The sequence below is a fragment of the Rhodococcus sp. 05-340-2 genome (assembly GCF_002258915.1).
GTDB lineage: Bacteria > Actinomycetota > Actinomycetes > Mycobacteriales > Mycobacteriaceae > Rhodococcoides.
This window is the reverse complement of record NZ_NOYU01000026.1, coordinates 107,058-119,361: the sequence shown is the minus strand read 5'-3', so window position 1 is coordinate 119,361 and position 12,304 is coordinate 107,058. Positions and strand designations below refer to the sequence as shown.

General features: G+C 64.5%; 10 protein-coding genes. 3 read left to right on the top strand and 7 right to left on the bottom strand.

Annotated elements, in window-relative coordinates; genetic code table 11:
* Positions 1-43: 43 nt before the first annotated feature.
* From CH271_RS14635 to CH271_RS14605, 7 genes are all read right to left on the bottom strand, one after another.
* Positions 44-1,507 (bottom strand): benzaldehyde dehydrogenase, encoded by a 1,464-nt coding sequence (locus CH271_RS14635; RefSeq protein WP_094634115.1) that lies wholly within the window; start codon positions 1,505-1,507, stop codon positions 44-46.
* 48 nt (positions 1,508-1,555) lie between these two features.
* Positions 1,556-3,064 (bottom strand): GMC family oxidoreductase, encoded by a 1,509-nt coding sequence (locus CH271_RS14630; protein WP_094634063.1) that lies wholly within the window; start codon positions 3,062-3,064, stop codon positions 1,556-1,558.
* A 159-nt stretch (positions 3,065-3,223) separates the two neighbouring features.
* On the bottom strand, positions 3,224-4,141 hold the full coding sequence (locus tag CH271_RS14625; protein ID WP_094634062.1) for a helix-turn-helix domain-containing protein: 918 nt from the start codon (positions 4,139-4,141) through the stop codon (positions 3,224-3,226).
* Between the two features lie 3 nt (positions 4,142-4,144).
* Positions 4,145-4,429, bottom strand: coding sequence for a muconolactone Delta-isomerase (catC, locus tag CH271_RS14620; RefSeq protein ID WP_094634061.1), 285 nt, complete (start codon positions 4,427-4,429; stop codon positions 4,145-4,147).
* Positions 4,430-4,434: 5 nt separating this feature from the next.
* Positions 4,435-5,301, bottom strand: a complete 867-nt coding sequence (gene catA, locus CH271_RS14615) for a catechol 1,2-dioxygenase (protein WP_094634060.1) — start codon at positions 5,299-5,301, stop codon at positions 4,435-4,437.
* Between the two features lie 43 nt (positions 5,302-5,344).
* Positions 5,345-6,448 carry a mandelate racemase/muconate lactonizing enzyme family protein gene (locus CH271_RS14610; protein WP_094634059.1) on the bottom strand — a complete coding sequence of 368 codons (1,104 nt, stop codon included), beginning with the start codon at positions 6,446-6,448 and terminating at the stop codon, positions 5,345-5,347.
* Entirely contained in the window at positions 6,445-7,374 is a 930-nt protein-coding gene (locus tag CH271_RS14605; RefSeq protein ID WP_094634058.1) for a LysR family transcriptional regulator, read from the bottom strand. Before CH271_RS14605 ends, CH271_RS14610 begins: the two co-directional genes overlap by 4 nt.
* Before the next feature lie 206 nt (positions 7,375-7,580).
* Between CH271_RS14605 and benA the strand changes: the two genes are divergently transcribed.
* Genes benA through benC form a run of 3 tightly spaced genes read left to right on the top strand, consistent with a single transcriptional unit; the run spans position 7,581 to position 12,259 of the window.
* Entirely contained in the window at positions 7,581-8,966 is a 1,386-nt protein-coding gene (gene benA / locus CH271_RS14600; protein ID WP_094634057.1) for a benzoate 1,2-dioxygenase large subunit, read from the top strand.
* Position 8,967: 1 nt separating this feature from the next.
* Positions 8,968-9,507 (top strand): benzoate 1,2-dioxygenase small subunit, encoded by a 540-nt coding sequence (gene benB, locus CH271_RS14595; RefSeq protein WP_037187472.1) that lies wholly within the window; start codon positions 8,968-8,970, stop codon positions 9,505-9,507.
* Between the two features lie 31 nt (positions 9,508-9,538).
* The gene (gene benC / locus CH271_RS14590; protein ID WP_094634056.1) at positions 9,539-12,259 is read left to right on the top strand and encodes a benzoate 1,2-dioxygenase electron transfer component BenC; all 2,721 of its coding nucleotides are present in this window, start codon (positions 9,539-9,541) and stop codon (positions 12,257-12,259) included.
* Positions 12,260-12,304 lie beyond the last annotated feature (45 nt).

The window sequence follows — 12,304 nt, the reverse complement described above, 5'->3', positions numbered from 1 at the left end:
GATTCCGGGCCTATCCTCTCCACAACTGCGAGTTCGGCAGGTCTCAGAACGGGAACGTATGCGCGTGGTCTCGCACGGTGAGCCACTGCCACTGCGTGAACTCGTCCCAACTGCTCTGAGTTCCGAATCGAGCGCCGTTGCCCGAGGCCCCGGTTCCCCCGAAGGGCGCGTACGCGTCGTTGTTGAGGGTTTGATCGTTGACGTGGACGATTCCTGTGGTCAGGCGGTCGGCCAGATGCCTGCCCCGATCGGCCGATCCGGTCTGGATCGCGGCCACCAGACCGTATTCGGTGTCGTTGGCGACGGCAACCGCCTCGTCCTCGTCGCGCACCACGACGACGGGGGCCACCGGCCCGAATATCTCTTCCCGGAAGGCCGCCATCGACGACGTGACTCCCGCGAGAACGGTTGGCTCGTAGAACAATTCGCGATGCTTGCCGCCGGCGCGAACCTCCGCTCCGGCCGCCACGGTCTCGGAGACGATGCGGTCGACGTTCTTCAGCTGCGTCTCGTTGATCAGCGGTCCGAGTGCTACCTGCTCGGTGAACGGGTTACCCACCGGAAGGTTCTTCGCCCGAGCGGCAAGGCGATCGAGGTACTCGTCTGCGACGGACTCGAGCACGATATGTCGGCCTGCTGTCATACACACCTGCCCCTGGTGCAGGAACGATCCCCACGCGCCTGCGGAACTGGCTGCTTCCAGATCGGCGTCGTCCAGGACGATCAGTGCGTTGTTGCCACCGAGTTCGAGGGAGACGCGCTTGAGCGTGCGGCCTGCTGCCTCACCGACTTTTCGGCCGACAGCCGTGGATCCGGTGAACGAGACCATGCCGATGCCCGGATGCTCGGCCACCGCGGCCCCGGGCTCGGCGTCACCCGGCAGCACGTGGAACAGGCCCTCCGGAACTCCGGCCTCCTCGAACAGCCGCGCGAACAGTACCCCGCCGGATACCGCGGTCTGCACGTCGGGCTTGAGGACGACGGCATTGCCGAGGGCCAGAGCAGGAGCCACGGCGCGAATCGACAGGATCTGCGGAAAATTCCACGGGCTGATGACACCGACGACGCCGATCGGCACGCGACGGCCGACGCTCGAACGCCCGGCCTCGCTGGTGGGCAACAGATGGCCGTAGGGCTGGGTGGGCAGCGCCGCCGCTTCCCACAGTTCGCTCAACACTAGTCCGACCTCGAAGGCGGCCTTCCCCGGTACCGACCCGCCCTCACGGATGAGCCATTCCTCGAACTCGCCGCGGTGGGCCTCCAGCACCTTGGCGACCTCTCGGATCACGGCCGCACGCTCGTGTCCCGGTGTTGCCGCCCACGCCGGTTGCGCAGCGCGAGCCCTGGCCACGGCGTCGTCGACGTCGGCGGCATTCGCCAGACCGATCTCGCCCAAACTCGCACCGGTCGCCGGCTCGACGGTGGTCGTGGTCCCGCCACCACCGGTACGCCAACCGCCGCTGTAGATCTGGCCGTTCCAGTCGGTACCCAACAGAGTGTTGCTCATGCCCATTCTCTTCTCTCTCGTACTCGTTGTCTCGAAATACTCTGCAGCTCAGCCGATCAGATCGGCAGCCTTCTCGGCGACCATGACCGTCGCAGCATTGGTGTTGACGCACACGACCCTCGGGATCACGGATGCATCGACGACGCGCAGGCCGTCGATACCGTGTACCCGAAGGTCCGGACCGACGACGGAATCCGGGCCTGTTCCCATGGCGCAGGTACCCACCGGGTGGTAGTAGGTCCCCGTGCCACGGGCGATGTAATCCCGTAGTGCTGCATCGGATTCGACTTCGGCACCGGGAAGTACCTCGGTCAGACCCCACGCGGCGAATGCGTCGGTCGCCGCGATCGTGCGGGCCACCGCAATGGCGTCGACCAGACGATCCACGTCCGAGGTCTCGGCCAGATAGGCCGGGTCGATCAGGGGCAGATCGTCCGGATCCGCCGATGCCAATCGGACACTGCCGCGACTGTCGGGCACAGTGGTGACACCGAACGTGATGCTGTTCTCCGGAGCGACCAGGGACGGCTGATGGAACGGCACGTGGATGAACATCAACTGCATGTCCGGACCGTCGAGTACGTCGTCGCTGCGCCACAGCATGGACACCTCGGCGTGATTGGTCGACGCAGGCGGAATCGGTTGCGCTGCTTCGTAGACGACGCTGCACAGGGGATGGTCGTGCAAGTTCCGTCCCACACCGGGCAGATCATGGACGACGGCGATGCCCAGCTCGTGAAGTTCCTCGGCCGGTCCGATTCCGGACAGCAGCAGCAATCGTGGTGAATCCACGGCACCGGCGCTCAGAACGATCTCGTGCCGAGCCGACGCCGTCATCGACTCCCCGTCACGTCGGTACCTCACCGCGACGCAGCGGCCGTCCTCGACGACGAGGGACTGCGCCCTCGATCCGGTCGATACGGTCAGGTTGGGTCGATGCGCTTCGACGGGTGCCAGATAGGCCGAAGCCACGCTGAGACGAGCACCGTCCGAGATGGCCAGATCGTGCCACCCTGCACCTTCCTGCTCGGTACCGTTGAAGTCGTCGGTGATCGGATGGCCGGCCTCGGCCGCCGCATCGAGAAAGGTCTGCGACACCGGGTTCGGCGAGGACGACGGTGCGGGACGCAACGGACCCTTGTCGCCGCGAACCTTGGCGTCCGCGCCGATCACCGTCTCGGACTTCATGAAGTACGGCAGCACTGCATCGTAGGACCATGATTCACCCGCGACCTGTGCCCAGGTGTCGAAGTCGTTGCGGTGACCTCGGAGGTGGACCATGGCGTTGATGGAACTGCTGCCGCCGAGGGTGTGCCCGCGGGGCCAATTGTGCGCAGCGCCTCCGGCGCACGGCTGCGGAACCGTGTCGTAGGCGTAGTCGACATCGGTTCCCCACAGTGACGGCCAGGCGGGCGGCACCGTGAGGTCCGGGTGATCGTCGCGGCCACCGCTCTCGAGCAACAACACTGTCACATCCGGGTTTTCACTGAGTCGTGACGCGAGTACACAGCCGGCGGATCCGCCACCGACGATCACGTAATCGAATGCTTCGTCCATCGTCTTCAATCCCTTCGAAGTGACCGGCCCCACACCGGTAGGCCTCCAGTGTGCGCAGCGAGCCGACGACGCGATTGACGATTTCCGACACAGTTCTTGTCGATATCCGCCGAATATCGCCGGATCCGTTGTTGGACAGATATGTTCGCAGAATCGAGGTCAGCGAAGTGCGGAACGTTCCGCAGCTGGACTGATGCCGAATCTGCGCTTGTACAGGCGACTGAAGTGCGCTGCATCGGAGAAGCACCAGCGGCCGGCCACAGCGCCGACGGTAGACCTCACTGCTCGGGACGCGAGGAGGTCTCGCCTGGCACCGTCGAGCCTCATCTCCCGAATAGTTGCTGTGACAGTTGTGGTTTCGCCGACGAAGAGCCTGTCGAGGCTACGCGAGGACATCGCCAGCGCGGCCGCGACGGAGTGATGACACAGACCGGGGTCGAGGAGATGCTGCTCGATGTAGGTCAGGACGGCGAGTTTCCTCGCCTGCTCTCCCGGTCCCTCGACGTCGATGTGCGCGTCGACGGTCAGGGCACTGCCGATGAGGCTGAGACCGGCATCGGCGAAGCGCAGAGCCGAGCCGGGATCGACCGAGTCCTTCTCCGTCTGTCCCAGTGCCGCTCGTACGAAGGACTCGAGTACAGCGCCGGGACCGGCACCGATGTCGTGCGGGCGCTGCATCGCGGCATCGATCAACTTCTGCGGTAGCCGAAGCGCGTCGGGAGGGAACACCATCACCGCACAACGCCACTCGCCCTCGAGTCGAAGATCGTACGCTTTTCGGGTGTCGTAGAGACCGAACTGTCCAGGACGAAGAGCCAGTTCGTTGTCGCCTTGGCGAACCAGAGCCCGACCCTGCAGCTGCACACAGACTTTCACCGCATCGGTGGGTCGTCTGCGCACAGCCGATCGCGTTCGTCGCACCGTCTGCGGCGAACCGCCGACCTCGAACGTGCCCAGCTCACCGATCGTGACGCCCTCGATCGACCCGGTCAACGGGCGATCGTCGATATGCTCGGGTACGAGCCCGGCGAACACATCGCCGAGCTCGTACCGCCACTGCTCACCCTGCCAGGACACGATTCACCCCGTGGAGATGTCCGAAGGGTGCCCGGCGAGCGGAGTCACGTCGATGCTCATGTACGGAAACAGCGGTAGATTCCACAGAATCTCGTGAAGTCGCTCGTTGTCTCGCACGTCGAAGATGCTCAGATTCGAGTACTGGCCCACCAGTCGCCAGATGCTCACCCATTCGCCGTCGCGCTGCAACTGCTGCGAGTAGGCCTTCTCCCGTGCGAGAGTGTCGGTTCGCACGTCCGCATCGAGATTCTGCGGGAGCGCGACGTCCATCTTCACTGCAAAAAGCATGCCGCTCAGGCCTTGTCGAGAACGAAGTCGTACGTGACTTCCTGTCCGCCGTCGACATCGCTCGGGTCGAGAATGAGCTCGGGCTTGACCGCACTCGCGACGTCGTCGTCGTTGTGTGCGTCACCGGGGAAATAGAGTTGGGTGGTGATCTGCTGGTGTCCTGCTGCCGCGACCTTGAGGTGCAGGTGCGCCGGACGCCACGGGTGCCACCCGGCCGCGGAGATCAGATTTCCACACGCTCCGTCGGTCGGAATCTGGTACGGCGCGGGCTTCATGGTGTGAATCCAGAACTGTCCCTGATCATCTGCAGTGACCGTGCCGCGCAGGTTCCACTCCGGGATGCCGGGTGCGAACTGAGAGTAGAAGCCGTCGGCGTCGGCATGCCAGATCTCGATGACCGCATGCGGCAGCGCGGCACCGTCGACGCCGCGCACCTGCCCCTTGAACAGGAGTGGGGTGCCTTTCTCCCCATCGCGGGTGGGCAGGATCGCCGCGGAACCGAGTTCGGGGGCATCGGGAACGTAGTAGGGGCCCTCGATCGTGCCCTTGCTGCCCTCACGCGACTCTCCGGCCACCTCCTCGACGACGTGTTCGACCCACACGTCGAGGAAGAGCGGCCACTCCCCGGTCTCACCGACGTTGATCAGCCATGCCTTGAGGGCGTTGTACTCCTCGTAGGTGACCTTGTGTTCGCGGACCGTGTCGTGGATTGCCGAAATCACCTGACGGGCGAGCAGACTCACGCGTTCGGGCGGGGTGTCGGCAGCGGCCTGCTTGTCGGAGGTGAAGCGCTGGGTGGCGTTCGCACCCGACGCGGCAGCTGTTGCCACCTCGGCGGGGAGGTCTGTCGTTGCTGCGTGGTCGATGCTCATGGTGAACTCCTTGTGTCTGGTACGTGTTATCGGAGGCTGAAAATCACTGGTCGGTGCGGTATTTCGCGAGTTTGTCCGGGTCGATGCGCACGCCAAGTCCCGATCCCGGCAAGACACCGAGCGCACCGTCGCGAATCTCGAGACTCTCGGTGAGCAGGTCGTCGCTCATGTCGAGGAAGTTGGACAGCTCGCCGGCTCGACGCGATGTCAGGTCGAACGCCGCGCCGAAGGCAACCGTGCAGGCCGTGCCGAGCTGTCCGTCGATCTGGTTCCCCATCACCACGTCGACGCCGAGGCCCTCGCACAGGTGGTGGGTCCGCTGCGACGTGGTGAATCCGGTGCGGGCGGTCTTGATGCTCACCGCGGTCGCCGATCCGCCGAGAATTTCGCGGGTGACTTCGGCCGGGGTGGTCGCGGATTCGTCTGCTACGAAGGGGATGTCGAGTTGCTGGACGAGCCAGCGGCGGCCGAGGACGTCGTCGGCCGGGCACAGTTCCTCGGCGAGAGTGAGCCCCAGATCCGACATCTCTTTCATGGCACGCGCCGATTCGGCGGCGGTCCAGCCTCGATTGCCGTCCACGTAGAGTTCGACGCCGTCGCCCAGTCCTTCTCGCAGAGCACGGACGACTGCTGTGTCGAGGTCGACGGGCCGACGGCCGACCTTGACCTTGAAGACCTCGATTCCGTATGTCTCCCGCATCCTGGTGGCTTCGTCGACCATCGCAGCCGGCGTATCGAACCCGAGCATGTGGCTCACTCGCATCCGGTCGGTGTATCCGCCGAGCAATTCGGTGACGGGTAGGTCGAGGGTCTGCCCCAGGGCATCCCAGATGGCCATGTCCACTGCCGACTTCGCAACCGGATTGCCAACGGTACGAGCCATTTTCGCGTGCACCACCTCGCGCTCGACGAGGGTGAGGCCGACGATTGCGGGCGCGAAGAGGGTCTCGATCACCGCAGCCACTCCACGCTGGGTCTCGCCGTAGGTGAAGGGCCGGGGCGGAGCGTCGGCGATACCGACCACACCGTCGTCGGTGTGAACCCGAACGAGTACGTGCTCGGCCGCGTGAACCTCACCGCTGGCGAACTTCAGCGGCTTCCGGTAGGGGATCGAATACGGGACAGCCTCGACTGCGACGATCTTCATGACATGTCCTTCGGCTGAGCAAACGGTACGGATGGTTCGAGTCGAGGGAGCACTCCTGCGTCCTCGAGGGCACCGACAAGCGCATCGACGAGTGCCGACGGCCGATCTCGGCACCAGGCCAACGCCAGATCGATAGTGCTCGCGCCGGCGATGTCGCGGAACACGACGCCGTTCAACTGCAGAGCGCGGACGGATTCGGGAACCAACGCCACGCCCAATCCGGCCGCGACGAGCGCGAGCAACACCGAGGTGTCCGGGGCCTCGTGCTCGCGCCTCGGGCTGAAGCCCGCAGCGCGACAGCTCGTCACCACGGCTTCGTTGACCACCGAATGCGTGTCGGCGTACATGACGAAGTCCTCGTAGGCGAGATCGGCGACGTCGAGCGCCGGTTCGGTGGAGAACCGGTGATCGACGGGCAACGCGAGCACCAACGATTCCGTGGTGATCGTGCGCAACACCAGATCGTCACCCGCAACGGGAGGACGTAGCACCGCTATGTCCAGATGTTCCGAGCGCAGACCGTCCACCTGCGCCGGGGTGAGTAGGTCCCCGTGAATTTCCAGGGCAATGCCGGGCAGCCTCTGCTTGATCGCGCGTGCGATCGGCGGCAGTTGGTCGAAGGCAGCTGTGCCGGTGAAACCTATGCGCACCAGTCCGTATCGGCCGTCGGCGATCCTGCGCACTCCCCGCGCACTCTGCTCGAGATTGTCCAGGTTGCGCAGCGTCTCTCGATAGAAGAACTCCCCGGCCGGAGTCAGGCTCACCTGACGGGTCGTCCTGGCCAGCAGCGTCACACCCAACTCGGCCTCCAACTGACGCACCGATTGCGACAGCGCCGGCTGAGCCAGGTGCAACCTCGTAGCGGCTTGCCCGAAGTGCCGAGTCTCGGCAACGGCTACGAAGTGGTAGAGGTGCCGAAGTTCCATGACCGAGCCTCTCTGTGCATGGTGGGTGACCCTGACCACAGTAGGGATGGAATCCATCGTTGACAAAGACCTATTTTCGACTGATTGATAAGCAACAGCGATCAATGGTCACCCAGGTTGGGCCTAGGCAAAGCCCTGGTGTGACGGCGACCACTCCCTGACACAGTCGCTTGTAATCGAACTCGAAGCGCCTGGAGGAACCCGATATGACCGACATGCTGGATCACGTACAGAACACGATCGACAGCGCGGTGATCGACGACGTCGCGGCGGGCATCTACCGCGCCAACCGCAGCATCTTCACCGACGAGGAGGTCTTCGAGCTCGAGATGAAGCACATCTTCGAGGGCAACTGGATCTACCTCGCCCACGAGAGTCAGCTCCCGAACAACGGCGACTACTTCACCGTGCACATGGGCCGTCAACCCGTCGTGATCACCCGCGACAAGGACGGTGAACTGCACTGCCTCATCAACGCCTGCGCGCACCGCGGTGCGATGCTGTGCCGACGCAAGACCGACAACCGCACCACGCTCACCTGCCCCTTCCACGGCTGGACGTTCCGTAACGACGGCACTCTGCTCAAGGTCAAGGATCCCGACGGTGCCGGCTACCCCGACACGTTCGACGTCGACGGTTCGCACAACCTCACCAAGGTCCCTCGCTTCGAGAGCTACCGCGGCTTCCTCTTCGCCAGCCTCAACGACGATGTCTCGACCCTCGCCGAGCACCTCGGTGACACGACGAAGGTCATCGACATGCTGGTCGACCAGTCTCCCGAGGGCCTCGAAGTTCTGCGCGGGTCCTCGTCGTACACCTTCGACGGAAACTGGAAAGTGCAGGCGGAGAACGGTGCCGACGGTTATCACGTCAGCGCCGTGCACTGGAACTACGCCGCGACCACCTCGCGCCGCAACAACGGCGAATCGAAGAACACCACCAAGGCGCTCGACGCAGGTGGCTGGGGCAAGTCCGGCGGCGGCTACTGGTCCTACCCCAACGGCCATCTCTGCCTGTGGACCTGGGCGGCCAACCCTCAGGACCGCCCGCTGTGGGACCAGATGGACTCGCTGAAGGAGAAGTTCGGCGACGCCAAGGGCGAATTCATGGTGAAGGGTTCACGCAACCTGTGCCTGTACCCGAACGTCTACCTGATGGATCAGTTCAGCACGCAGATCCGGCACTTCCGGCCGATCGCGCCCAACAAGACCGAGGTCACCATCTACTGCATCGCACCCAAGGGTGAGAGCAAAGAGGCTCGCGCACATCGCATCCGGCAGTACGAGGACTTCTTCAACGCCTCCGGCATGGCGACCCCCGACGACCTGGAAGAGTTCCGCTCGTGCCAGCTGACGTTCCAGGCGACCAATGCGCCGTGGAACGACATGAGCCGCGGCGCGGAGCACTGGCTCACCGGACCCGATCCGGTGGCCGAGGCACTCGACATGCCCGGTGTCATCTCGGCGGGTGTCAAGAACGAAGACGAGGGCCTGTTCCCCGTTCAACACGGCTACTGGCGCACGACACTGCTCGCTGCTCTCGACAAGCAGCGCGCAGCCGATTCCGCACCCACTGCAGCACAGGAGGTCTGACATGACTGCCACCGTCGACAACACCGACAGCCGGCAGACCGCCCCGGCTCGGCTGATCACCCAGTCCTCCATCGAGCAGTTCCTCTACCGCGAAGCGCGCTACCTCGACGATCGCGAGTTCGAGAAGTGGCTCACATGCTACGCGGACGACGTCGAATACTGGATGCCCTGCTGGGACGACAACGACCTGCTCACCGAGGATCCTCAGACCGACATCTCGCTGATCTACTACGAGAACAAGGGTGGCCTGGAAGACCGCGTGTTCCGCATCCGTACCGAACGTTCCAGTGCCACATCGATACCCGAGCCGCGGACCAGTCACAACATCAGCAACGTCGAGGTCATCGAACGTCGAGGAGATATCGTCGACGTCCGATTCAACTGGCACACCATGTATTTCCGGTACAAGACCATCGATCCGTATTACGGAACCTCGTTCTACACGATCGACTTCTCCGGCGACTCGCCACTCATCCGGCGCAAGACCGTGGTGCTGAAGAACGACTACATCCACCACGTCGTCGACATCTATCACTTCTGATCGACCTGCCGTAATCCCGAGGAGTTCCATCGTGAGTCATTCCGTCGCACTGTCCTTCGAGGACGGCGTCACCCGCTTCATCACGTGCGAGGACGAACAGACCGTCGCCGACGCCGCGTACCGCTCGCGGATCAACATCCCTCTCGACTGCCGGGACGGCGCGTGCGGAACCTGCAAGGCTCTGTGCGAATCGGGTGAGTACGACGGCGGTACCTACCTCGACGACGCGCTCTCGCAGTCGGAATCGGACGAGGGCTACTGCCTGCCCTGCAGCATGAAGCCCACGTCCGATCTGGTGCTGCAGATCGCCAGCACCTCGGCGGTGGCGAAAACCCGAGCGGCAAGCCATGACACGGTCGTGACCGCCGTGGAGAAACTCACTCCCACGACGGTCAGGCTCGCTGTCGAGGCACCGGCAGGTGGCACGCTCGCCTTCCTTCCCGGCCAGTACGTCAACATCACCGTCCCCGGCTCCGAGGAAACCCGGTCCTACTCCTTCAGCTGCGTCTCCGGATCGGACGAGTTGGAATTCCTGGTCAAGCTCACCCCGGGTGGACTGATGTCCACCTACCTGAGCGACACGGCGGCCGTGGGCGACAAGATCTCGTTCACCGGCCCACACGGTAGCTTCTTTCTGCGCGAGGCCCAGCGACCTGCACTGCTGCTGGCCGGCGGCACCGGGTTGGCTCCGATCCTGTCGATACTGCGCACCATGGCGGCCGAATCCAGCACTCGTTCCGTGCATCTCGTGTACGGCGTCGGCACCGACGACGACGTCGTCCAGCTGGACGAGCTCGCTGGCCTGGCCTCGACATTGGACGCATTCACGTGGGATCACTGTGTCTCGGACCCCTCGACCACCGCTGCGAACAAGGGGTACGTCACTACCCTGTTGAACGACGCACACCTCAACGGCGGCGATGTCGCGGTCTACCTGTGCGGTCCGCCTCCCATGGTCGAGGCCGTCAGAACGCATTTCACCGAGGCCGGAATCGAACCGACCGGCTTCTACTACGAGAAGTTCGCGCCGTCCTCGGCAGCTGCGAAGGAGAGTCTCGACGACGACACCGATTCTGCGACAGAGGTTCTGGCGAACGACGACCGGACATCGACCATCGATGCGGCAGTCGCCACGGCCGATGCCGACGTCGTTCCTGCGGCGTCGGCGGATCTCGAACCCGCTCTCGATGGCAGGAGCATCTTCGGACGAGCGGTGTTCGGAAGTCGCGTGAAGGAACCCCTGCACAAGCGGGACACGGGCTTCTCTGCGTCCGACGAGGCGGAAACCATGCGCGCGATCGCAGGTCAGCGCGTCGCCGTGGTCGGCTCGACGGCCGACCAGGGCGGGTTGGACGAGGGCTCAGACCTGGTCCTGACTCCGGAGGCACACTCCGTTGCAGCGCAACGCATCTGGTCCTCACGAGATATCCAGCCGCTCGTCGTGCGGAGTTCCGAAGCTCCCCCGGTGTCTGCTTCGAGTTCGGGGTACGAGATCGGCGAGGAACATCCCTCCGTGCACGAGTCGGACGCGGTGTTCGAGGCCAGGCGCGCCCTCGAACTCGGTGCCCTCGAACTCGTGATCGGGCGACTGTCCTCGCAGCAGATCTCCGGATACCGACTGTTGGCCGAGACCACCACCCGCTACGTCGACGGCGATCGGTTCGTCGATGCCGCCGCGTACACCGAGACCAATGCCGCTTTTCACGATTACCTCTTCACCCAGACGGGCAACGAGCATCTGCTGCAGGCCTATCGGGCCCTCGGGGTCAAGGCTGCGATGGAGGAGGTGCTGCGCAACGCGACCTGGTGTGATCCGCTGTGCGCCCAAGATCACCTCGACATCGTCGACGCGTTCGAGGCCGGGGACCGTGAGCGCGCCCGAACGCTGATCGCCGATCACGCCGACCGCTCGAAAGCGACGATGAAACGCGCCATGCACGAATCCCGGTCGAACAAGCGCCCCAGGTTCGTCAGCCCTGGTCGGTTCGCCGGCAAGGTCGTGCTGATCACCGGCGCAGCCCAGGGCATCGGCGAATGCGTCGCCCGGCGCATCGGAGCCGAAGGCGGATCACTGATCCTGGCCGACCGGTCCGAGTTGGTCGAATCGCTCACCGAGGAGTTTCGGCACGACGGTGTCGACGCCACACCCGTTATCGCCGACCTCGAAACCTGGGAGGGCGCGTCATCGGTGGTCGACGCCGCACTCGCGGCACATGGACGCGTCGACGTGTCCATTCACGTCGTCGGCGGCACCATCTGGGCCAAACCGTTCGCCGAATACCCGCCCGAACAGATCGAGAAGGAGATCTCCCGGTCACTGTTCCCGACGCTGTGGTCATGCCGCGCCGTGATCCCACACATGATCGAACGCGGCGGCGGCACCATCGTCAATGTCTCCTCGGTCGCCACCCGCGGCATCCACCGGGTCCCCTACGCCGCAGCGAAGGGCGGCGTCAACGCGATCACCGCCACGCTCGCCCTCGAGGCAGCGCCGCACGGTGTTCGAGTGGTTGCCACCGCCCCCGGGGGTACCGAAGCACCGGCGCGACGAGTCGCCCGTGGCCCTGCGCCCTCGACCGAGCAGGAAAAGAACTGGTACCAGGCCATCGTCGATCAGACCGTGGAGTCCTCTCTGCTCAAGCGCTACGGAACACTCGACGAGCAAGCCGCAGCAATCTGCTTCCTCGCCTCCGACGAGGCGTCGTACATCACCGGCACCGTGCTCCCGGTGGCCGGCGGCGACCCGGGCTGAGTGATGACCGTGTTGGCTCGATCGCCGGACGCACTCTTCCGCCGC

Excerpts from the sequence above, each read along its gene's own strand:
- CH271_RS14630 (WP_094634063.1), bottom strand. The coding sequence starts at position 3,064 with ATGGACGAAGCATTCGATTACGTGATCGTCGGTGGCGGATCCGCCGGC.
- CH271_RS14605 (WP_094634058.1), bottom strand. The coding sequence starts at position 7,374 with ATGGAACTTCGGCACCTCTACCACTTCGTAGCCGTTGCCGAGACTCGG.
- benB (WP_037187472.1), top strand. The coding sequence starts at position 8,968 with ATGACTGCCACCGTCGACAACACCGACAGCCGGCAGACCGCCCCGGCT.
- benA (WP_094634057.1), top strand. The coding sequence starts at position 7,581 with ATGACCGACATGCTGGATCACGTACAGAACACGATCGACAGCGCGGTG.
- CH271_RS14610 (WP_094634059.1), bottom strand. The coding sequence starts at position 6,448 with ATGAAGATCGTCGCAGTCGAGGCTGTCCCGTATTCGATCCCCTACCGG.
- CH271_RS14635 (WP_094634115.1), bottom strand. The coding sequence starts at position 1,507 with ATGAGCAACACTCTGTTGGGTACCGACTGGAACGGCCAGATCTACAGC.
- catC (WP_094634061.1), bottom strand. The coding sequence starts at position 4,429 with ATGCTTTTTGCAGTGAAGATGGACGTCGCGCTCCCGCAGAATCTCGAT.
- catA (WP_094634060.1), bottom strand. The coding sequence starts at position 5,301 with ATGAGCATCGACCACGCAGCAACGACAGACCTCCCCGCCGAGGTGGCA.